Source organism: Myroides sp. C4067 (genome assembly GCF_038039665.1).
Taxonomy (GTDB): domain Bacteria; phylum Bacteroidota; class Bacteroidia; order Flavobacteriales; family Flavobacteriaceae; genus Flavobacterium; species Flavobacterium odoratimimum.
The window spans coordinates 1-24,047 of record NZ_JBBPHJ010000028.1; the positions used below are offsets into that span (position 1 = coordinate 1).

17 protein-coding genes are annotated in these 24,047 nt (G+C 36.2%); 16 read left to right on the forward strand and 1 reads right to left on the reverse strand.

The window, feature by feature from the left end; genetic code table 11:
• The first annotated feature begins 238 nt into the window (after window positions 1-238).
• From AABL87_RS15175 to AABL87_RS15230, 12 genes are all read left to right on the forward strand, one after another.
• Entirely contained in the window at window positions 239-3,442 is a 3,204-nt protein-coding gene (locus tag AABL87_RS15175; protein ID WP_016650264.1) for a glycosyltransferase family 117 protein, read from the forward strand.
• Between the two features lie 76 nt (window positions 3,443-3,518).
• Entirely contained in the window at window positions 3,519-4,577 is a 1,059-nt protein-coding gene (thiL, locus tag AABL87_RS15180; RefSeq protein WP_041894723.1) for a thiamine-phosphate kinase, read from the forward strand.
• A 469-nt stretch (window positions 4,578-5,046) separates the two neighbouring features.
• The gene (locus AABL87_RS15185) at window positions 5,047-5,532 is read left to right on the forward strand and encodes an acetyl-CoA carboxylase biotin carboxyl carrier protein subunit (RefSeq protein ID WP_006262361.1); all 486 of its coding nucleotides are present in this window, start codon (window positions 5,047-5,049) and stop codon (window positions 5,530-5,532) included.
• 2 nt (window positions 5,533-5,534) lie between these two features.
• Window positions 5,535-6,974, forward strand: coding sequence for an acetyl-CoA carboxylase biotin carboxylase subunit (accC, locus tag AABL87_RS15190; protein WP_225600433.1), 1,440 nt, complete (start codon window positions 5,535-5,537; stop codon window positions 6,972-6,974).
• Between the two features lie 7 nt (window positions 6,975-6,981).
• Window positions 6,982-8,523, forward strand: coding sequence for an acyl-CoA carboxylase subunit beta (locus AABL87_RS15195; protein ID WP_006259844.1), 1,542 nt, complete (start codon window positions 6,982-6,984; stop codon window positions 8,521-8,523).
• A gap of 284 nt (window positions 8,524-8,807) precedes the next feature.
• On the forward strand, window positions 8,808-9,368 hold the full coding sequence (locus tag AABL87_RS15200) for a DUF4190 domain-containing protein (protein ID WP_341277564.1): 561 nt from the start codon (window positions 8,808-8,810) through the stop codon (window positions 9,366-9,368).
• Between the two features lie 80 nt (window positions 9,369-9,448).
• Window positions 9,449-10,138 (forward strand): DUF2625 family protein, encoded by a 690-nt coding sequence (locus AABL87_RS15205; RefSeq protein ID WP_341277565.1) that lies wholly within the window; start codon window positions 9,449-9,451, stop codon window positions 10,136-10,138.
• Window positions 10,139-10,630: an SMI1/KNR4 family protein gene (locus tag AABL87_RS15210; RefSeq protein WP_006259847.1), complete on the forward strand. Its 492-nt coding sequence runs from the start codon at window positions 10,139-10,141 to the stop codon at window positions 10,628-10,630.
• 149 nt (window positions 10,631-10,779) lie between these two features.
• Window positions 10,780-11,265 carry a hypothetical protein gene (locus AABL87_RS15215; RefSeq protein WP_341277566.1) on the forward strand — a complete coding sequence of 162 codons (486 nt, stop codon included), beginning with the start codon at window positions 10,780-10,782 and terminating at the stop codon, window positions 11,263-11,265.
• Between the two features lie 219 nt (window positions 11,266-11,484).
• Window positions 11,485-11,838, forward strand: a complete 354-nt coding sequence (locus AABL87_RS15220) for a hypothetical protein (protein ID WP_006259849.1) — start codon at window positions 11,485-11,487, stop codon at window positions 11,836-11,838.
• A gap of 99 nt (window positions 11,839-11,937) precedes the next feature.
• Window positions 11,938-16,287 carry a CusA/CzcA family heavy metal efflux RND transporter gene (locus AABL87_RS15225; protein ID WP_341277567.1) on the forward strand — a complete coding sequence of 1,450 codons (4,350 nt, stop codon included), beginning with the start codon at window positions 11,938-11,940 and terminating at the stop codon, window positions 16,285-16,287.
• A gap of 5 nt (window positions 16,288-16,292) precedes the next feature.
• Complete coding sequence (locus tag AABL87_RS15230) at window positions 16,293-17,456, forward strand: efflux RND transporter periplasmic adaptor subunit (protein ID WP_341277568.1); 1,164 nt, start codon at window positions 16,293-16,295, stop codon at window positions 17,454-17,456.
• A 286-nt stretch (window positions 17,457-17,742) separates the two neighbouring features.
• Here the strand turns inward: AABL87_RS15230 and AABL87_RS15235 are convergent, their stop codons facing one another.
• Window positions 17,743-18,120, reverse strand: coding sequence for a DUF6591 domain-containing protein (locus tag AABL87_RS15235; RefSeq protein WP_006266722.1), 378 nt, complete (start codon window positions 18,118-18,120; stop codon window positions 17,743-17,745).
• A gap of 500 nt (window positions 18,121-18,620) precedes the next feature.
• On the opposite strand from AABL87_RS15235, the gene AABL87_RS15240 reads away from it, so the two are divergent.
• From AABL87_RS15240 to AABL87_RS15255, 4 genes are all read left to right on the forward strand, one after another.
• Window positions 18,621-19,784 (forward strand): pyridoxal phosphate-dependent aminotransferase, encoded by a 1,164-nt coding sequence (locus tag AABL87_RS15240; RefSeq protein ID WP_341277569.1) that lies wholly within the window; start codon window positions 18,621-18,623, stop codon window positions 19,782-19,784.
• A gap of 35 nt (window positions 19,785-19,819) precedes the next feature.
• A complete protein-coding gene (locus AABL87_RS15245; RefSeq protein WP_006259855.1) occupies window positions 19,820-20,560 on the forward strand; it encodes a subclass B1 metallo-beta-lactamase MUS-1 in 741 nt (246 codons plus the stop codon).
• 92 nt (window positions 20,561-20,652) lie between these two features.
• Window positions 20,653-22,197 carry a glycine--tRNA ligase gene (locus AABL87_RS15250; RefSeq protein WP_025125211.1) on the forward strand — a complete coding sequence of 515 codons (1,545 nt, stop codon included), beginning with the start codon at window positions 20,653-20,655 and terminating at the stop codon, window positions 22,195-22,197.
• Window positions 22,198-22,772: 575 nt separating this feature from the next.
• On the forward strand, window positions 22,773-24,020 hold the full coding sequence (locus tag AABL87_RS15255; protein WP_225600438.1) for a lactate oxidase: 1,248 nt from the start codon (window positions 22,773-22,775) through the stop codon (window positions 24,018-24,020).
• Window positions 24,021-24,047 lie beyond the last annotated feature (27 nt).

Here is a 24,047-nt window from a genome sequence, read left to right on the forward strand (position 1 = left end):
CGAACCTAGAACGACTGAACCAAAATCAGCTGTGTTACCATTACACCATAGGCCAATACCTTTTTTACATACCGTAAAGCGTAATTACTTCATCAATGCGGATGCAAAAGTATAACTATTTTTATAATCTCCAAACTTTTCTATCAAAAAAATTAATTTTTTCTAATTCCTTCACGCAACACAAAAAAAATCTTTTCTTTGTATATACAATCTGAAAAAATATCTAGTAATTACAAATATGTTGACATTCAATTACAAGAAGTGGAATGTTATAGGTGGATGGCTATGTTTTGCCATTGCCCTATTGACTTATACACTAACAGTAGAGCCTACAGTAAGCTTTTGGGATCCAGGAGAATATATTGCTACCTCTGCTAAACTACAAGTAGGACACCCTCCAGGGGCTCCTTTTTATCAAATGTTAGGAGCTTTCTTCTCGATGTTTGCTACCTCTCCAGATAAAGTTGCCCTAATGGTAAACATGGTTGCTGTTATTTCCAGCGCGTTTACCATTCTTTTTATGTTCTGGACATTATCTAATTTACTTAAGAAAATCGTCGTTGCGAAAAGTGAGTGGACGAATATCAATGCTATCGTTGTTTTAGGTAGTGCTGCTGTTGGTTCATTAGCCTTTTCATTCACAGATAGTTTTTGGTTTAATGCTGTAGAGTCTGAAGTATATGCTTCTGCGATGCTTCTGACATCACTTCTATTGTACTTAGGTGTGAGATGGTATGATGATATCGACACTCCTAAAGGTAATCGTTGGCTATTATTGATAGGATTAGTTATCGGAGCTTCATTTGGAGTCCACCTAATGGCTTTGTTGACAGTTCCATCTATCGCATTACTATACTTCTTTAAAAGATATCAAAAAGTAACTATCAAAAACTTTATCATAGCCAATATAGCGGCTGTGGGAGTTTTATTCTTCCTTTTTGCTTTCTTATTCCCTAAGACCTTAGCCTTATTTGGTAAGACAGAGATCTTTATGGTGAACTCGATAGGAATGCCATTTAACAGTGGGACTATTGTTGCCTTCTTATTGATTGTTGCCTTCTTTGTATTCGGGTTGAGATACACAGAGAAGAAAAACAAAATAATGGCGAACACGCTTATTCTAACACTTCTTTTTGTATTTGTCGGATTGACAAGTTGGATAATGTTACCTATCCGTGCCAATGCAAAAGTAGTGATCAATGAGAACACTCCTTCTGATGCTTCTGAGTTATTAGCATACTACCAACGTGAACAGTATGGAGAAGAAAGTATCTATTACGACTCTTACTTCACTAAAAAATATGTAGGATTAGATAAAAACAATCCTTGGAAAGACGAAAAACCAAACTACGAAAGAAACTACCAAACAGGTAAATATGAAATCGTAAACGAATATAAAAACGCAGGACAAAACTTCGACAGTACTCATAAAGGATTCCTTCCTAGACTGTGGAGTACAGACAAAAATCACCGTGTTAACTATATGCGTTACACTAAACCGTTAGACTTCAGAGTATCTTCTCAATATGCTGGAACAAAAGAGTTAGAAGAATTAGTATCTGGAGTAAAACAAGGTCTTGCTAGTGGTGAAATTGACTATGACGGACTTGATAAGTTCCTAGATCAATATGGAGAATACCTAGAAATCGAAGTACCTTCTTTCTCTAGTAATATCGGTTTTATGTTTGAGTACCAATTCGGATATATGTTCTGGCGTTACCTAATGTGGAACTTTGCAGGAAGACAAGATGATGTACAAGGTCAAGGTGACTTACAACACGGTAACTGGATTAGTGGTATCAAATTCTTAGACGAAATACGTTTAGGATCTCAAGACAACTTACCTTCAGATACATTAGAAAACAAAGGTAGAAACACTTATTTCTTCTTACCTTTTATACTTGGGCTTATCGGTATTGTATTCCACTATCGTAAAGACCCTAAGATGTTCTGGGTATTGTTAGTGTTATTCCTATTTACAAGTTTTGCACTTAAAATATTCTTGAATGAACGTCCATTCGAACCTCGTGAACGTGACTATGCTGTAGTACCAGCATTCTATGTATTCGCGATGTGGATTGGATTCGGAGTATATGCTATCTTCGACGGGCTTAAAAAATATGTACAACCAAAAATAGCTGGACCAGCTGTTCTAGTTGTATCATTATTTGCTGCTCCTGTATTATTAGCACAACAAAACTGGGATGACCACGACCGTTCAGATCGTTATACAGCCCTTGCTAATGCTAGAGCATACTTAGATTCATGTGATCCGAATGCTATCTTATTTACTATTGGAGATAATGATACATTCCCACTGTGGTATTTACAAGACGTAGAAGGATACAGAACAGACGTAAGAGTAGTATGTACGAGTTTACTTCCATTAGACTGGTATATTGACCAGATGAGAGCAAAAGCGTATGACTCAGAGCCTCTACCTATCTCATTCACACATGATCAATATGTAGGCAATAAAAGAGATGCTATCATCGTAAACAAGATGATTGACGAAAGAATAGACATCAACTCTCTTCTTAACTTCATTAAATCTGATGATGATAGAACGAAGATTAAAACAGAGGCAGGAACTACATTGTATATCGCTCCTACTAATCAGATCAGAATACCTGTAGATAGTGCTAATGTAGCGAAACACAATATCGTATCTCCTCACTTAAGAAAAGATATATTACCTTATCTAGACGTTAACATTACTGACCAGGCTATCTATAAGCACCGCCTTATCATGTTAGATATAGTGGCAAATAACAACTGGGAACGACCTATATACTTCTCTGGAGGTAGCTGGGGAGATGATGATTTCATCTGGATGAAAGACTACTTACAGTTAAGTGGTTTAGTATATAAACTAGTTCCTCTGAAATCTGATACAGAGAGTTCTCATGCACTAGATAGAGGTTCTATAGACGCAGATAGAATGTACGATATCGTAACGAAGTGGTACTGGGGTAATATGGGAAGTGATAAGATATATCACGATCCTCAGACTAGACGTAATGCACTTAGCTACCGTATCAACCTTGCTCGATTGATGGAACAACTATTAATAGAGGGGAAAGATGAGAAAGCGAAGAAAGTTATCGATATAGCGATGACGAATATGCCTATCAAATACTATGGTTTATACGAAGTGGTACATCCATTCGTAGAAGGTTCTTATAAAGTTGGCGAAAAAGAAAATGCTCGTCAAATGGCTAAAGAATTAATTCAAAAATCTCAAGAATCACTTACTTACTATAAAGGCCTTGAGATAAATGACATCGAATACTATGCTAGAGAGATCATTACTGAAATAGAAATATGGCGCTCTCTGTTACAAATAATAGAAGAAGAAGACCCTAGCTACTACGCTAGTCTAGTACCAGACTTCAATACATATAATGGCTATTTTAAATATTTTAAAAGAGCTAACTTATAGTTTAAAAGGCGATAGAAATAAATCTATCGCCTTTTCTTTTTACCTTTGCATTACTTTAAAATAAAGCAGATATACAATGATCGAGAATAAAAATCAATCTAAGACAGATATAGGACATTTAGGTGAGTTTGGATTAATAGAACATTTAACACAAAACTTTACAATAGAAAACGAGAGTACAACTAAAGGCATCGGAGATGACGCCGCAGTATTGTCTTTTGGAGAAGATAAAGTAGTTGTTTCTACAGATTTATTAATCGAAGGAGTACACTTTGACCTTGCATACTCTCCTCTTAAGCATTTAGGATATAAAGCCGTGGTAGTTAACCTATCTGATATCTGTGCGATGAATGCCGTACCTACACAGATTACAGTATCTATCGCAGTATCTAATCGTTTTCCTCTAGAAGCTTTAGATGAGTTATACGAAGGTATCGCCTTAGCGTGTAAGTATTATAAAGTAGACTTAGTAGGTGGAGACACTACCTCATCACAAAAAGGGTTGATTATAAGCGTGACAGCTATTGGTAAAGCTAAAGAAGAAGAATTAGTATACCGCAGTGGAGCGAATGACAACGACTTATTAGTGGTAACAGGAGATATAGGATCTGCTTATATGGGATTGCAAATCCTAGAGCGCGAGAAACAAGTATTCTTAGTAAACCCTAATAATCAGCCTGACTTATCTATCTACGAATACATTATCGAAAGACAGTTAAAGCCAGAAGCGAGAACAGATATCAAACAGCTATTAGCAGATCTAGGTGTAAAACCAACAGCGATGATAGACATCTCTGACGGATTGTCTTCTGAGATTATGCATATATGCAAAAGTTCTAAAGTAGGATGTAATCTATACGAAGAGAAACTTCCATTAGACCCTCAGTTTATGAACACTTGCGAAGAGTTTAATATCGATGCTACTACGATGGCTATCAATGGTGGAGAAGATTATGAACTGTTATTCACTATAAAAATGGAAGACTTTGACAAGATCAAAGGGAATCCAAACTTAACAGTGATAGGTCACACAACACAAGAGAGTGAAGGTGTTCATCTTATCTCAAGAGCAAACACAAAAATCCCTTTAAAATCAAGAGGATGGAATCCTTTAGAAAACAAAGACGAAGAATAATAACTATGATAAAAGGTAATTTCTAACTAGAGATTACCTTTTTCTTTTTAACCCCTTCTCTATTCTCCCTCCACATTCCCTTCACGCCTCCTTCAGGCTAGTTTTACATCTTAGCTCACGACGTATATCATCCCTCCATAATGACTCCGTTGTTTTGTATAAAATAACGGACTTACTACGGACTCATAACGGACTCACTACGGACTCAAATGCAATAAATCTCAATGCTGATTAAAGCCGTTTAGCTATCAGAGAAGGTCTGTTCTACTTAACGAGAATAGTATAAAAAATTCCGATTGAATACCTTGTAACCTCTTTTATCTTATTTATTTACAATCAGAATCAACCAAAATTATTGTAAAAAAACAATATTTCTGCCATAGTGTAGTAAAAAATTAAATTATCAATAAATATTATTTATATATCACACATTTAATTATATTTACGAATACCAAAAACTAAAAATATAATGAATAAAACGTATCAATTAAAAGTGAATGCTGATACTGTTTTTGAAAGTGAAGATTTATTACAAGGAGACATCAATGTATCTCGTGTAAATGAATCTACATATCACGTACTCAAAAACAACAGATCTTATGACGTGGAAATACTTGAGAACCACTTTACAGACAAAAACTATACTGTAAATGTCAACGGAAATAACTATTCTGTTAATATCCAAACCGAACTCGATAAGCTAATCAATCAATTAGGCTTCTCCTTAAACTCTACTAAGCAGGTTAATTCTATCAAGGCTCCTATGCCTGGTCTTATCCTAGATATTTTGGTAACTGTAGGGCAAGAAGTAGCTGAGAATGACAACTTATTAATCTTAGAAGCTATGAAGATGGAGAACAACTTATCTTCTCCTAGAGCTGGGATTATTAAGTCTATCAACGTGACTAAAGGTGCCACTGTTGATAAAGGATTAGTGTTAATTGAATTCGAATAAAGATGAAAAAAATATTAGTTGCCAACCGTGGCGAAATAGCTGTACGTATTATGACTACAGCTAAAAAAATGGGTATTAAGACAGTAGCTGTGTACTCTACTGTTGATCGTAATGCTCCACACGTACGTATGGCTGATGAAGCTGTATGTATCGGAGAGGCTCCCTCTAACCAATCTTATTTATTAGGAGATAAAATATTAGAAGTAGCAAAATCATTAAATGTAGATGGTATCCACCCAGGATATGGGTTCTTAAGTGAGAACTCTAACTTCGCTCTAGCATGTAATGCTGCTGGGATTACCTTTATCGGTCCAGATACGCATGCTATAGAAGTAATGGGTAATAAACTTGCTGCTAAAGAAACTGTAAAAGACTATAACATCCCTATGGTACCGGGTCTAGACGAGGCTATCACTGACGTAGCGAAAGCTAAACAAGTAGCGAAAGAAATAGGCTTTCCTATCTTGATCAAAGCTGCTGCTGGTGGTGGTGGAAAAGGGATGCGTATCGTAGAAAAAGAAGAAGAATTTGAAAATCAAATGCAACGTGCTATTTCTGAAGCAACCAATGCTTTCGGAGATGGTTCTGTTTTCATTGAGAAATATATAGGTTCACCTAGACACATTGAGATACAAGTGTTAGCGGATAAACATGGTAACGTAGTTCACTTATTTGAAAGAGAATGTAGTATACAACGTCGTCACCAAAAAGTAATAGAAGAAGCTCCTTCTGCTGTACTAACTCCTGAAGTGCGTAAAGCTATGGGAGAAGCAGCTATTAAGGTAGCTAAATCTTGTGATTATGTAGGAGCTGGTACGGTGGAGTTCTTAATAGATGAGCACCTTAACTTCTACTTCTTAGAGATGAATACTCGTCTTCAAGTAGAGCATCCAGTCTCAGAATTAATCACTGGATTAGACTTAGTAGAGATGCAAATCAAGGTAGCTCGTGGAGAGAAGCTTCCTTTTACACAAGAAGACTTAGAGATCAAAGGACATGCTATGGAACTTCGTATCTATGCAGAAGACCCTCTGAATGATTTCTTACCTAGTGTAGGGAACTTAGAAATCTATCAACTACCTAAAGGAAAAGGTATCCGTGTAGATAACGGTATAGAAGAAGGTATGGATGTACCTATCTACTACGATCCGATGTTAGCCAAATTAATTACTTATGGGCAGACACGTGAGGAGGCAATAGAGATTATGATCGAAGCCATTAAAGCATATAAGGTAAAAGGTATCAGTACTACATTGCCATTCGGTAAGTTCGTAATGGAACACAATGCTTTTAGAGAAGGTCATTTTGACACGAACTTCGTGAAAAAATACTACAATGCTGATTTAATCAAAGAAGAGTATAAAGATGAAGCAGAGATAGCAGCATACCTTGCGCTACAAATGTATTTAGAAGACCAAAAACAACTTCGATTACCAAACTAAGAATCCTATGAATCCGAAAATAAATAAATTACAAGAAATACAAGCCCAAGCTAAATTAGGCGGAGGGCAAAAAAGAATAGATACACAACACAGCAAAGGAAAGCTTACTGCTCGTGAACGTGTAGAATACCTACTAGACGAAGGTTCATTCGAAGAGATCGGTATGTTAGTGACACACCGTACGACCGACTTCGGTATGGATAAAGAAGTATATCACGGAGATGGTGTAGTGACTGGGTATGGAACGATCAATGGTCGCTTAGTCTATGTATTCGCACAAGACTTTACCGTATTCGGAGGAGCTCTGTCTGAAACGCATGCAGAGAAAATCTGTAAAGTAATGGATATGGCACTTAAAATGGGGGCACCAATGATCGGACTAAACGATTCTGGAGGAGCACGTATACAAGAAGGTGTAAGATCATTAGGTGGATATGCAGATATCTTTTACCGCAATGTACAAGCATCTGGTGTGATACCTCAGCTATCTGCTATTATGGGGCCATGTGCTGGAGGAGCAGTATATTCTCCTGCGATGACTGACTTCACAATGATGGTAGAAGGGTCTAGTTATATGTTCGTAACAGGACCTAACGTTGTAAAAACAGTAACTAATGAAGAGGTAACTTCGGAAGAATTAGGAGGAGCAAGTACTCACTCTACGAAGTCTGGAGTAGCTCATACGACATCTCCTAACGACGTAGCCTGTCTAGAGGATGTAAAAACGCTATTGTCTTATATGCCTCAAAACAATATGGAGAAGCCTATGAGCCTTCCTTATACTATTGGCGAAGAGTATAGATATGAACTAGATGAGATAGTACCTGAGAGCTCTAATAAGCCTTATGATATGAAAGAGGTAATTAATCATATCATAGACGAGGACTCTTTCTTCGAAATACACAAAGACTACGCAGAGAATATTGTAGTAGGTTTTGCTAGACTAGGAGGTAAAAGTGTAGGTATTGTGGCTAACAATCCTATGTTCTTAGCAGGATGTTTAGATGTAAACAGCTCTATTAAAGCGGCACGTTTCACTAGATTCTGTGATGCTTTTAATATTCCTCTATTAGTCTTAGTAGACGTACCTGGATTCTTACCTGGTACAGATCAGGAGTGGAATGGCATCATCGTACACGGTGCTAAGTTACTGTATGCATTAAGTGAAGCTACAGTACCTAAAGTAACGGTGATTACTCGTAAAGCATATGGAGGTGCTTATGATGTAATGAACTCTAAACACATCGGAGCAGATATGAACTTTGCTTGGCCAAATGCCGAAATAGCAGTAATGGGAGCTAAAGGGGCAAGTGAGATTATCTTTAAAAAAGAAATAGCAGAAGCAGCAGATCCAGCAGCAAAACTAGCTGAGAAAGAAGCTGAATATGCAGACAAATTTGCTACTCCATACAGAGCGGCACAACGAGGATTCATTGATGAAGTAATTCTTCCTAATGAGACTCGTAGAAAACTGCTTAAGGCATTCTCTATGTTAGAACATAAAGAAGTAAATATGCCAAACAGAAAACACGGAAATATTCCTCTTTAATAAATTCAACAGCCCTTTAGATATTTAACTAAAGGGCTTTTTTTATCTTCCCCTCCCTCCCTACGAAAAGGCTTTCTATTTCCTAATACTTATGCTCTTATTTCTTAAAACCAGCCTTTATTTTCTTAAAAAAACACCTTTACAAATTAACAACAAAGAAGCAGAAAAGAACATAATATATTATTTTAGCTAAAAACACTTAATTAAATATTAATTTTTAAACATATAAATATATTTTATTTGTTAAATAAAAACTATATTTGATCTATTAAAATAGAACCACTATGGAAGATAATAAAAACCTAGAAGGGAAGAAAGTTTCTGAAAATACGGAGCATACTCCTCCTCCAGTGCCTTCATCTGAAGAAACTAAACGCGACGAATCTATTGTTGATAGAGTAACTTCATCTATCGAAGAGACAGTAGACAACATAGAGAAAGAAGTTGTTGAGCCAATCGTTGAGACGATAAAAGAAGAAGTTATTGAGCCTGTAGTAGAGGCTGCAAAAGAACTTGAGAGAGAAATAGAGCAAGAGGTTAGATCTACACCTCCTCCTCCACAACAAGGATACAATCAACAACAAGCTTATTATCCTCCTATAGTTCCAGAAAAGAATAATCTTGGATTAGCAGGATTTATTTTATCAATTGTTACATTTCTTCTGTTTTGGCTTCCTTTTATAAACGTAATATGTTGGTTATTAGGGTTGATTTTCTCTGCTATCGGAGTATTTAGAAAACCAAAAGGATTAGCAATTGCAGGTTTAGTGATTTCATTAATAGGTGTTATCTTCTTTATATTGACACTAACTCTTTTTGCTACAGCAGCAGTCTTAGGTAGTTAAACATATAACATACCCACATACTTTATAAAAAGGTTGTCTAAATAGACAGCCTTTTTTCGTATTTTGCCGAAAAATAAAGGATGAAAACACTTACTGATTTAATAAACATAGAGGAACCAGGAATTGCCCTTATCAATGAATGGCTAAACGATGCAGTAAGACCAATAGCATTATTGCCTCAATACAATAAAGAGGTAGCTGAAGAAGCTCTCTTACAACTTCAAGTAACGACACGTTCTCCACTAGGTGCTATAGTATATGAGACTGGAGGAATACTGATAGACAATGGATGGATCAGAGTACTAGGTGGAGGAACAGAAACGCTACCTTCTAGTTATCAATGGAACAAAGGCAAAACAATAGATCAAAACAATCAATCTAGTGGTTACTATATTATCGCATTAGATGTCTTAGGTGGCTACTTCTGTATCAATAGTGGAGGTCTAGGAGAAGACCTTGGTAAGGTATATTACTTTGCACCTGACACATTAGACTTTGAGCCACTTGATATCAGTTATTCAGACTTAATTTATTTTTTCATAGCAGGTAATATAGATCAGTTTTATCAAGATTTTAGATGGAATACATGGAAAGAAGATACGGCACAACTTCCGTTAGACAAAGCTTTTCATATTTTCCCTCCTATGTGGACTAAAGAAGGAAAACACATTGATTCTACATCTATCAATCCTATTTCGATTGAAGAATTGTATCAAATCAATAAAGACTTTAAAGGAGGTTTAAATAATATAGAAGAGAAATATATATAAATGAGTAAATTCAATCACTATACAGTCATTCCTAATATCCATACACAATCATCAGAATTAGTATTACCATCTGTTGAGGATATTAACAATTGTGAACAAGTACTAAACTTCAACTTTGAAGAAGATTACAAGACCTATATTTTACAATATGGGGTAGGTATACTAGGGGGCACATATATCCGTATCTATGCTCCTAATCGAATGATAACAGAAAGAAAAGAATGGTTAGAACGAGTAACGCAATACTACTTCTGGGATGATGGTAAAGATGTACTAACTAAAGAACAAGTATTAGAAGGGATTTGTATAGGAGATACTTTTGATGGAGATGAGATTATATTCTATAACAATACCTATTTTGTATTGCCTAGACATGAGGAGAATATCTATGCTTTAGGAAACAATCTATATGATGCAATAGAATGGCTATGTAAAAAAGGAATACTTACTGAAGCATTTCCAGAAAGAGAATTTGAACCTTTTAATGAATAATAGCTTTTAAAGATAATCTTAGCACAATATTTGTATTAGTATTAATCTATACAAAGGTTTATTTTAACTTTTAAGCCTTTTATTTATACTTAATTTACAGTACTTTAGTTAAGTATTCTAGGGATGATTTAAACGCTTAACCATTATATATGCAAGACAAAATAACACTTTTAGAAAAGTACTTCGAAACAGGTCTATACGAAGATTTTCACTCTTTACAGAGCGACTTAGTGATCTGGGTAGATTGGAGTGAATACGATGATGCAATAGTAGAATATATAGAAACCTGTCTTCAAACAGGTCATCTATCAGCATCTATAGAAGACCTACCAAATGAGCAACTACAACTAAAGGTAAATTATGACAATAAGATTCATACTCATATTATCGTAAACAGAGATAATACGATTATATGGCTTAACAGTATATTACAGCCTGAGTATGAGATTCGCTTTTGCAAAATATCAGATGGGTCAGATACATTAGCATTCTTACCATTAACTAGAGAACATTGGAGACAATTAGAAACTATCTATACCTTAGAAAAAATAGAAGAACACTTTGAAGCTATTCACAGTGATTCTGTTTTCTTTAATAAGGAATATGATTTTGACGAAGATAGTTTTTTATCATAGAGATACTAAGCACCTACTCTTAAGAGCTAGGTGCTTTTTTATTCAACCTACATAACATCAACCTCATTATTAAAATCTCATTAGAACTTAACAGTATATTTACTTTGAATAAATACAAATTACTATCTTGCGTCATAATTATACAAGGAATTAGTAACTTTGTACTAGTCAATTCATAAACAACCAATTAAAGTGAAAAGAAAAATAGCAATATTTCTTATGGCACTCTTTTTAATTTCGACAACTGAGCTAGGTCAGGTGTTGAAGTTTCCGCTATTGGTTGAACATTACATTGAGCATACGACAAGTAATCCAGATTTATCACTCTGGGGATTCTTACAAATACATTACAGTGAAAGTCATAAAGAAGAAGGAGATCCTATGGATGAGAAACTTCCTTTCGTTACGCACACACACTTTGTAAGTATAGTAGGCATCGTTACCCCTACTCCTATTCTAAAAATAGACCGTATTAAGTTCAATACACTGGACAATAAAATACACGCTTTCAACGAAGATGAAGTTGAGAGTAATTACCTATCCTCTATTTGGCAACCGCCTAAATACTGTTAATACCTTTTCGCAAAGAATAAGTTAGCTTTCTGTGTATCCATACATGGATAAGTTGGCTATACCTATCACGCAATTTTAACGTATTAACAGACTAAAATCATGTTAAATAAAATAATTGAGTTTTCTGTAAAGAATAAACTCATCATTGGGCTATTTGTATTAGCTCTAATCGGTGTTGGTATCTACCAGACATCTAAACTACCTATTGATGCTGTACCAGACATCACAGATAACCAAGTACAAGTCATTACAGTTGCTCCTTCTTATGGAGCTACAGATATAGAGCGGTTAGTAACCTTCCCTATAGAACAAGCAAACAGTAATATTCCTGGTATTAAGAATATGAGAAGTTTCTCTCGTTTCGGATTATCACTAGTGACTATTGTATTTGACGAAGACGTAGATATCTACTGGGCAAGACAACAAGTAGGAGAACGCTTAAATCAAATTAAAGCTGATATCCCACAAGATATTGGACAACCAGAACTAGGTCCTATCTCTACAGGACTAGGAGAAATATACCAGTATGTAGTAAGACCATTAGAAGGATATGAAGACAAGTTTGACCTTACAGAACTGCGATCAATACAAGACTGGGTTGTGCGCCGTCAATTACTCTCTGTTAAAGGAGTAGCCGAAGTCAGCAGTTTTGGAGGAAAACTAAAACAGTATGAAATAGCTGTTAATTCTAACAAACTAGACGCCTATGGCATCACGATTAACGATGTGTTCTCTGCTCTAGAAAACAATAATGAGAATACAGGTGGGGCTTATATAGAAAAAGGACCTACTGTATTATATATACGAACAGAAGGATTAGTAGCCTCTATAGAAGACATAGAGAATATTGCTATTACTTCTAAAAATACTGAATTGCCTCTTCTAATAAGAGATGTCGCTAAAGTACAGATAGGGCATGCTACACGATATGGAGCCATGACTTATAATGATAAAGGCGAAGTATCAGGTGCTGTCGTAATGATGCTTAAAGGTGAGAACAGCAATGATGTCATCAAGAATGTCAAAGATAAAGTAGCCGAAATCCAAAAGACTTTGCCTGAAGGCGTTGTTATAGAACCTTTCCTTGACCGTACTAAAATGGTTAATAATGCCATCGGTACTGTAGAGACCAATCTAACTGAAGGAGCACTTATCGTCGTATTTGTACTAGTCCTATTCTTAGGAAATATGAGAGCAGGGCTGCTAGTGGCCTCTATTATACCCCTAGCGATGTTATTTGCTATTTGTATGATGAATCTCTTCGGAGTAAGTGGTAATCTAATGAGTTTAGGAGCTCTAGACTTTGGATTAATAATAGATGGAGCTGTAATTATTGTAGAAGCCGTACTCCATCAGTTCTCCCATAACGCCAGGTACAAATCAATGAATAAGCTATCTCAAGAAGATATGAATAAGACTGTAGTACACTCAGCATCTAAGATGATGAACAGCGCAGTCTTTGGTCAGATTATCATTCTTATCGTATACATCCCTATTCTTACATTAGAAGGCATTGAAGGTAAGATGTTTAAACCGATGGCTCAGACAGTAGCCTTCGCCTTATTAGGAGCATTCTTATTATCATTAACGTATGTACCGATGATGAGCTCTCTAATTATGAGCCGAAAAGTAACTCATAAACCAAATTTCTCTGAACGAGTAATGGCGAAACTAGAGAAGTTCTATCAGAAATGTCTTGTCAAAGTATTAGAAATACCAAAAACAATCTATGCTATTGTAGGAGTCTTATTTGCTATTGCCCTATACATCTTATCTACTTTAGGAGGAGAGTTCATTCCTTCTCTTGAAGAAGGAGACTTTGCGGTAGATACAAAAGTACTAAATGGTAGTACGCTAACCACGACTATAGAAAGTACTCAAAAGACTGCACATATCCTTAAATCACGCTTCCCTGAAGTAGAGAAAGTAGTGACTAAGATAGGTAGTGCAGAAGTACCTACAGACCCTATGCCTATGGACGCTAGTGATATGATGGTTATCCTAAAAGACAAAAAAGAATGGACATCAGCAAAGACATTTCCAGAACTAGCAGAGAAGATGACTAAAGCATTAGAAGAAGTACCAGGCGTGACTGTCGGCTTCCAATTCCCTGTACAGATGCGTTTCAACGAACTAATGACAGGTGCTAGACAGGATGTCGTAGTCAAAGTATTCGGTGAAGACCTTGATCAATTAGCAGAAATAGCGGGTAAAATAGGTAATATAGCTAATACTGTAAAAGGAGCAACTAACTTATATGTAGAACCCGTAACAGGAATGCCTCAATTAATGATTGAGTATAACCGTCCTGCTATTGCTCGTTACAGACTATCGATAGCTGAGATCAATAGAATAGTCAATTCTTCGTTAGCTGGTCAAAGTACAGGCATGGTGTATGAAGGAGAAAAGCGTTTTGACATGGTTGTTCGTATGGACGAAACCAACCGAAAAAACCTATCTGATATCGAAAATCTCTTAATCCCTACTCCTTTAGGTAATCAAGTTCCATTAAATCAATTAGCAAATGTAGAAATAAAAGAAGGTCCTAATCAAATCCAACGTGAAAACGCACAGCGTAGAATATTCGTAGGATTCAATGTAAAAGATCGAGATGTACAGAGTATAGTAGAAGAGCTACAAGAAAAAGTAGAAGCACAAATCAAATTACCTACAGGTTATCAAATTACCTATGGAGGGCAATTCGAAAACTTAAACGAAGCAAAAGAGCGATTAGCCATAGCAGTTCCCTTAGCGCTTGTCTTGATATTCCTATTGCTGTTCTTTGCCTTTAGAGATATCAGAGAGTGCTTAATGATCTTTACTGCCATCCCTCTTTCTATCATCGGAGGTGTATTCTTATTAGCGCTTAGAGGTATGCCATTCAGTATTAGTGCAGGAGTAGGCTTTATTGCCTTATTTGGTGTTGCTGTTCTAAACGGGATTGTGCTTATTGCTGAGTTTAATAGACTTCAGAAATCTGGAATAAAAAACATCGTATTCATCGTAGTTAGAGGAGCTAAATCTAGACTTCGCCCAGTATTAATGACTGCCTGTGTAGCATCCTTTGGTTTCTTACCTATGGCATTGAGTAACGGTGCAGGAGCAGAAGTACAGCGCCCCTTAGCAACAGTAGTAATCGGAGGTTTAATGTTAGCTACATTCCTTACCCTATTTATACTACCGTTGTTGTATATCACATTTGAACAAAAATTACACTTCAGCTTTATGAAAAAGAAAAAAGTGATAACAGCTATTGCTATCTTTTTAGGACTAGGTCTTTCTGCTCAGGCACAGACGCCTATCAGCCTAGAGAATGCCCTAGCCCAAGCGATAGAGAATAACAGTACTATCCGTGCAGAAAAACTAAAAACAGAATATGCAAAAGCGTTCATTCAGACTGCTACTGACATACAACAAACAACTATCACAGGAGAGTTTGGACAGATAAACGGCCCTTATACAGACAATAAATTCTCTATTGCTCAGGACTTTGCTTTTCCGACGGTATATAATAAACAGAAGAACGTATACAAAGCTGAACATCAACAAAGCATTTATAACCTTAACCTAAAGGGATATGAGCTAAAGAAAACAGTCACTCAAAACTTCTATGATTTTATCTATTGGCAAGAGAAAGAGGCTCTGTTACTACGTGCAGATAGTCTGTACGCCAATTTCTACAACAAGGCTACTCTTCGTCTACAAAAAGGAGAGAGCAATATCTTAGAGAAAACAATGGCTCAGAATCAACAACTAAGTATTCAAGCACAATTAGGTGAAGTACAAAAAACAAAACAGTTAATCCAACTTCAGCTTCAGTATTTATTAAATACATCTGAGAACATCGTTCCTTCATTAGAACAGAAAAAACTAGAACTGTCTAGTCTAGAAAGTGATTTAGAAAACAACCCTGTGCTTCAATTAATAGAGAACCAAAAGATAATTGCACAAGAGCAAACTAAACTAGAGCGATCTAAACAACTTCCTAACCTACAAGCGGCTTATAATAACAGTAGCTTTATGGGTATGGCGGCTAACGATGTGTATTATGACAGGAATAATCGTTTCCATTCCTTTCAGGTAGGTATCTCACTACCCCTATTCACTAGTGGGCAGAGAGGTCGTATTAAAAGTGCTAAAATAGCAGAAGAAGTAGCAGAAGCAGAATACACGATGACTAGAGACCTTATGAACTCACATTATCAACAGTTATTAATAGCCCATCAGAACAACCAAGGTATTCTAAATAAATATGAAAGTTTCTCTTTTGATAACTCTAATACAATTACAAAGACAGCCCAATTACAGTTCATCAACGGAGATATCAACTATCTAGAATATGTGATGCTGATTAACCAAGCTCTAGAAACTGTCAATAAGTACTTAGATACACTAAAAATGTACAATGACAATATCATCCAGATTAACTACTTAACTTCTAATAATTAATAATCATGCTATCTAAATATATCAATACCAAATACTTTGTTCTAGGACTTGCCTTAGCGAGTATCACACTATTCACCCAATGTAAGACAGAGCCAAAAGAAGAAGATCCTATCTCTACAACAGACGAAGACACAACCACTGTACATCTAACTGATGCACAGATGAAGAATACAACTATAGAAACGGGCTCTCTGACTGAGCGCAAAATAGCAACAACGCTAAAACTAAATGGAAAGATAGATGTGCCTCCACAGAACCTCATCTCCATAACTAACCCTCTAGGAGGATACCTTAAGAGTACTAAGTTATTACCAGGTATGCATATCAAAAAGGGTGAACTAATCGCTACGATGGAAGACCCTCAGTATATCCAATTACAGCAGAATTACTTAATCGCTAAGGACAAATATGAGTTTGCAAAACTAGATTACAACCGTCAGAAAGACCTAAACGCAAGTCAAGCGAGTAGCGATAAGGTCATGCAAATCGCGCAAGCAGAGATGAATAATCAACGCATCACGATGAATGCATTAGCACAGCAGTTAAGTTTAATCAACATTAGCCCTGCTTCACTGACTCATACTAACATTAGTAGAACTATTAATATCTACAGCCCTATTAGTGGTTTTGTGAGTAATGTTTTTGTCAATGTGGGTAAGTATGTAACTCCTTCTGATGTAATGTTCGAATTAATTAACCCTACCGATATACACCTAAACCTAAAGGTGTATGAAAAAGACCTTGATAAGCTAGAGGTTGGACAGCGTGTAGTAAGTTATACTAACGGTGCACCAGATAAAAAATATGAAGGAGAGATTATACTAATCAGCATGGATGTAAACACAGATGGAGTATCAGAAGTACATTGTCACTTTGAAGCTTTTGATAAGAAGCTAGTTCCTGGTATGTATATGAATGCTGACATAGATACACACGCAGCTGTATCACAAGCTTTGCCAGAAGAAAGTGTTGTTTATTTTGAGAAACAAAACTATGTTTTTATAGAAACAGCAAAACAAACTTATGAGATGACTCCTGTACAAATCGGCCCTAAAGAAGATGGATATGTACAAATAATAAACGCAGATCAATTAGCTAATCAGAAGATAGTTACTAAAGGAGCCTACACATTACTTATGAAGTTAAAAAATACAGAAGAGGAAGAATAACTTCACTTCTCATCTACTACCAAAGGGGGTATTATCTAGATAATACTCCCTTTTGCTTTTTACGCAATAAGGAATCACTAATAAACAATATGTCAAAGAACTACACCACAAAGCTACTACTCTACTGATACTGCTTTGATGATATAGACTCTTATGACCATATCTGACCCTATATGCCCCATAATGGTCGCAACTAATGGGACACTATAGCCTTAAAACCTCAATTATAAAAAAAATGCTACCCAAAAAGGATAGCACTCTCTAAGTATACTATTTAAAGCCGTAATTAAGGCATTAAAGCTTTTTGATATTTCTCAGCGATAGCTTGGAATCTAGCAGTTTGCTCTTTAGTGATAGTCGATGGGTCAGTTTTTTGTAACTCCTCAGCGATTTTCATTAATTCCTCGCTTACTTTAGTAGCATCAGTAAGAGCTGCAGTGTCTCCAGCTTGTACTTTTTTCATCAAAGCGATGTGCTCATCAGCGATTTTTTCATACTTGTCTAATACTGCATCGTATCCAGAAGCAGCAGGAGCCTCTTCTTTTGCAGGTGCTTCTACTTCAGTTGTAGTAGCCTCTCCTTCTTTTGCAGTTTCTTTTTTCTCACCACAAGCAACAGCTACCATAGCAGCCATTCCTAATACCATAAACGTGATTTTTTTCATAGTTAATTTTGTATATAATTAAACAACCTTTAAATTATTTGGCAATACCCTTATTTACTTAATTATCATAAAGATATGCACCTCATTAAAGACTATGTAAATTTAACACAAATTAACTTACAACAAAATATTTAGTAGAATATTTTTCATTTACCACCCTCATTGACAATAAGTAGCGCTATTTCGCAAAATATTCACACTACTATATTAACATCTGCTCCGCTATTCATAAGGATTAGCAATATTATAATGTTATTTTTTACTCCTAGCCTACCCTAGTGCATTCTTACTTATTTATAATTCAACTACTTATTTCTCCTTGATTATTACACTACTTTTAACCAAACATCATAATTCTGATGTAATTCATAAAATTATACCAAAATATTCTAATCTAAGTATCGATTATTCAATAGATATCCACTAACTTTAATTTTTCTAAGAGCCTTATCTTCCGATTGAGGCATTTTTTATTTACAAATACAGTAATTCTATTCACTATGAACAGACGTGATTTATTAAAACTATCAGGAACGTTGTTCGCAGGAAGTATCCTTACACAAGGATTTGCAACAACACAAGCATTAGGATCTATTGCAGATTTAGGTTTACCAACATCAGTTGACGACCCGTTATTTTTACACTTTAACGAAAATAGCTTAGGTATATCTCCTAAAGCTAAAAATGCAATTATTGACGTTTTATCTAATGTAAATCGATATCCTGACAGTTATATAAAAGAATTACAACGCACCATCGCTGATATATTTAAGATGTCTCCAGCTCAGGTAACTCTAGGAGTGGGATCTTCTGATCTAATTAGAGCTACAGTGAATTTACAAGTATATAAAGCAATCAAAAATGGGCAGAAAGTACAGCTTATCTCACCAGATCCATCGTTCTTCTTAGCTGCTAGTCATGCAGAAGGCATGGGTATTCCTGTCGTTAATGTACCACTAGATAAGGAGTTCTGTATGGATCTAGCTAAGATGAAGCAAGCAGCAGACAACTTTGATGGCATCTCTATCATCTACTTATGCAACCCTAATAACCCGACAGGGACATTAACTAGCTCTAGTGCTATCACAGATTGGGTGACTAGTGTTGACGCTAAGAAGAACTTCTTTATGGTGGACGAAGCCTATGCAGAATACATCACTGACAAAAGCTTCGTGAGTGGGACTTCTTTTATCAGAGAAGGAAGAGAGAATGTCATTGTACTGCGTACCTTTTCTAAGATATTTGCCATGGCAGGTATGAGATTAGGATATAGCCTATCTACAGAAAATATAGCGAATGAACTAAGTCCATATATGGCAGTAGAGAACATTAGTATGACTACTGCAGTAGCAGGTACAGCCTCTTTAAAAGACAATGCCTTCATCGTACACAGTAGAGCAGTGAATGCTAATTCTCTTGGTATCACGACAGAGACCTTTGATGCACTAGGAATAGAATATCTACCTAGCCAAGGAAACTTCTTATTCCACAAGATAAAATGTGATCAACAGCAGTATATAGATGGCATGGCATCAGAAGGTATTATCGTAGGTCGTCCTTTCCCTCCCCTATTACAGTGGAGCAGAGTAACGTTAGGCACACCAGAAGAAATGAACCAATTCTTAGCTGTTATCCAAAAATTCAAGAAGAAAGGATGGGTATAACCTCATCACTAATCTCAATACGAAATAAATAAGCCATGCACAGAATACTTAGTGTCATAACGATGTTAATCTGTACTACATTAGTACACGCTCAATCTGACAAACTAAAAATCAAACAACTCAATGATAATATGTATATATACACTACTTATCAAGAGTTTCAAGGAGTAACATACTCTTCTAATTCGATGTACGTACTGACAGACGAAGGCGTTATTCTAATAGACACACCTTGGGATAAAGATCAGTACGAACCTCTATTAGAGTACATCAGATCGAATCATAACAAAGAGGTTAAATGGGTCATCACTACCCACTTCCACGAAGATCGTTCTGGTGGATTAGGTTACTTTAACAGTATAGGAGCACAGACGTATACCTATGCATTGACCAATGAAATATTAAAAGAACGCAATGAACCACAAGCTCAACATTCTTTTAATAAAGAAAAACAGTTTACCTTTGGCAATGAGAAGTTGGCTGTATACTTTTTAGGAGAAGGACATTCACTAGATAATACCGTAGTCTGGTTTCCAAAAGAAGAAGTATTATACGGAGGATGCCTGATTAAGAGTGCCGAAGCTACCACTATAGGTAATATAGCCGATGGTAACGTGATAGCTTGGCCTAAGACTATCGAAGCCGTAAAACAAAAATTTAAGAATGCTAAAGTCATTATACCAGGACATGATGAATGGGATATGACAGGCCATATCGAGAATACTGAGCGTATATTATCAGCATACAATCAACAACATTCAACTAAAAACGATTAATTAATATAGTAAATCAATAAACTTTAGGTTATTAACACTAAAATGCCAATGGCAGAGTTCCTAATCTTAAAGTCTTTTATTACTTTTGCACTATGGCAAAACAAGATGATATTTTTAAGAACGTTATTTCGCATGCTAAGGAGTATGGATACATCTTCCCTTCTAGTGAAATATACGATGGTCTAAGCGCAGTATATGACTACGCTCAGAATGGTGTGGAGTTAAAGAGAAACATTAGAGAGTACTGGTGGAAATCCATGGTACAAATGCACGAAAATATTGTAGGAATTGATGCCTCGATTTTTATGCATCCTACCACTTGGAAAGCTTCTGGTCACGTAGATGCGTTTAATGACCCATTAATTGATAATAAAGACAGTAAGAAAAGATATAGAGCTGACGTTCTTATCGAAGACTACTGTGAAAAATTATACCAAAAGGCTCAAAAGGAAATCGAGAAAGCGAAAAAGCGCTTTGGCGAATCTTTTGACGAAGAACAATTCGTAGCTACTAACCCTCGTGTAGTAGAATATTTAGCGAAGAAAAAAGAGATCTTAGAGCGTATGGCTCGTGGTCTTGATTCAGGAGATTTAGCAGATGTAAAAGCACTTATCGAAGAGCTAGAGATTGCTGACCCTGATACAGGTTCTAAAAACTGGACTGAAGTACGTCAGTTTAACCTAATGTTTGGTACGAAATTAGGAGCTTCTGCAGACTCTGCTATGGACTTATACTTACGTCCTGAGACTGCACAAGGTATCTTCGTAAACTTCCTAAATGTACAGAAGACAGGTCGTATGAAGATTCCTTTCGGTATCGCTCAGACAGGTAAGGCGTTCCGTAACGAGATCGTTGCTCGTCAGTTCATCTTCCGTATGCGTGAGTTCGAACAGATGGAGATGCAATTCTTTGTAAAACCAGGTGAAGAGATGAAGTACTACGAGTACTGGAAAGAGACTCGTCATAAGTGGCACTTATCATTAGGTATGGGAGCTGAGAACTACCGTTTCCATGACCATGAGAAATTAGCACACTATGCTAATGCAGCTACTGACATTGAGTTTAACTTCCCATTCGGATTTAAAGAATTAGAAGGTATTCACTCACGTACTGACTTTGACCTTAAAGCACATGAGAAGTTCTCTGGTAAGAAACTACAGTTCTTCGATAACGAGACCAACACTTCTTATGTACCTTATGTAGTAGAGACTTCAGTAGGTCTAGACCGTATGTTCCTTTCTGTATTCTCTAAATCATTAGTAGAAGAGACATTAGAAGACGGTTCTACTCGTACAGTATTAAGATTACCATCTGTACTAGCTCCTACTAAGGCAGCTGTACTTCCATTAGTGAAAAAAGATGGTCTTCCAGAGTTAGCTCAAGAGATAATCGAAGAGCTTAAATGGGACTTTAATGTAGCGTATGATGAGAAGGATGCAGTAGGTCGTCGTTACCGTCGTGCAGATGCACTAGGTACGCCATTCTGTATCACTGTAGATCACCAGTCATTAGAAGATAAGACTGTGACTATCCGTCACCGTGACACGATGAAACAAGACCGTGTAGCAATCGCTGACCTTAAGAACATCATAGAGAACGAAGTATCTATGAAAAACTGGTTAAAGAAAATGATGTAATCCATCATCTACCCTATACACAAAAGCCACTCTGTATTAGAGTGGCTTTTTTTATGTCATTAAGTGTGTACACTATGATTCATGTTGCACTTTACAAAAAATATAACCGATTTTTAGTTCTTCTTTATTAGGAGATTGTTCGGATACAGATTTGATTTAGTTCGGTAAAACACTCTCTAGTCTGAGTAAACACAAGGTATTACCGAACAACTTCCGAACAGTATTAATCCAAAAACGCACATACACTTAATATACAACAAGTTAAAACAACCATCAAACTCCAAAATAACTTAAAAAAGTCTTTTAAGAGCATAAACTCCAAACAAGGTCAAAAATATTCAACTACATTCTTATAAATAGATTTAAATAAACAAAAAACACACCCTAATAGATAATATATACAATTATTTAAAAACAATCATCATTACCCCATTCTCATAAAAAACAAAAAATAATGAATTTAACATGCTACATATTGTTTTTATTCAACTAAATACGTTCTTAATCTATATTAACCACTAATACATCTACCCCTCCGTAACTTTGTCCTATAAATAAAGTAAAACAGATTTTTTATGAAAAAGACAATATTCACATTAACTGCAATAACACTAATGACAAGTGCCTTTGCTGATGTAGTAACAAAGGATACTACAACAAAAACTGTATTTCAAGATAAAAACAAAAAAGGCAAAGGATACCAAGCGAGTACAGCTGATAAAAAACTAAAAATAGTAAACCTACACGAGCTAGAAGGACAAGTAAAAGCAGAGATGGATCAGGGTGCCTTTGGGTATATCGTAGGTGGAGCTGAAGACCAGAATAACTTAAAGATTAACACGGAGAACTTCGATAAGAAATACATCATGCCTCGTGTACTAAAAGGGATTAAACATGAGGATATTGACTTATCTACTTCTCTATTCGGTATTCCTCTAAAAACACCTATCATACAAGCACCAATGGCAGCTCAAGGACTATCTCACGTAGATGGAGAGATAGCTACTGCTAAAGGTATGATAGCAGCAGGATCACTATTCTCACTTAGTACTTATGGTAACAAAACAATAGAGGAAGTAGCAGAGGGTATTAATGGAGCGCCTTTCTTCTTTCAATTATACATGAGTAAGAATGATGACTTTAACAAGTTTACGCTTGACAGAGCTAAGAAATACGGAGCTAAGGCTATCATCCTTACAGTAGACTCGCCAGTAGGTGGATACAGAGAAGAAGATATTAAGACAGGCTTCACTTTCCCACTAGGAATGGGTAACTTAGAGTTATTCACAGCACAACAAGCAGATGGCAACAAGACTGGTAAAGGAGCTGGTATCACAGAAATCTATGCTCAAGCCAAACAAGACTTTAAGCCTTCTGACATTAAATATGTAAAGGACTTAACTGGACTACCTGTTATCATCAAGGGAATACAGTCACCTGAAGATGCCGAAATCGCCATCCAAGCAGGAGCAGATGCGATATGGGTATCTAATCACGGAGGAAGACAGTTAGATGCAGGGCCATCTTCATTCGATGTACTACCACTAGTAGCTAAGACAGTGAATAAGCGTGTACCTATCATCTTTGACAGTGGAGTGAGAAGAGGGTCTCATATATTTAAAGCCATAGCTAGTGGAGCAGATATTGTAGCGATAGGACGTCCTATACTATACGCCCTACACCTAGGAGGTAGTCAAGGGGTAACGTCTGTAATCGATCAATTAAATAAGGAATTGACTATCAATATGTTCTTAGGTGGAGCAAAAAACATCAAAGAAATACAAAATACTAAACTATATACAGATAAAGATTTTCAATTATAATAAACTCCCCTATCCTACTATTAAAGA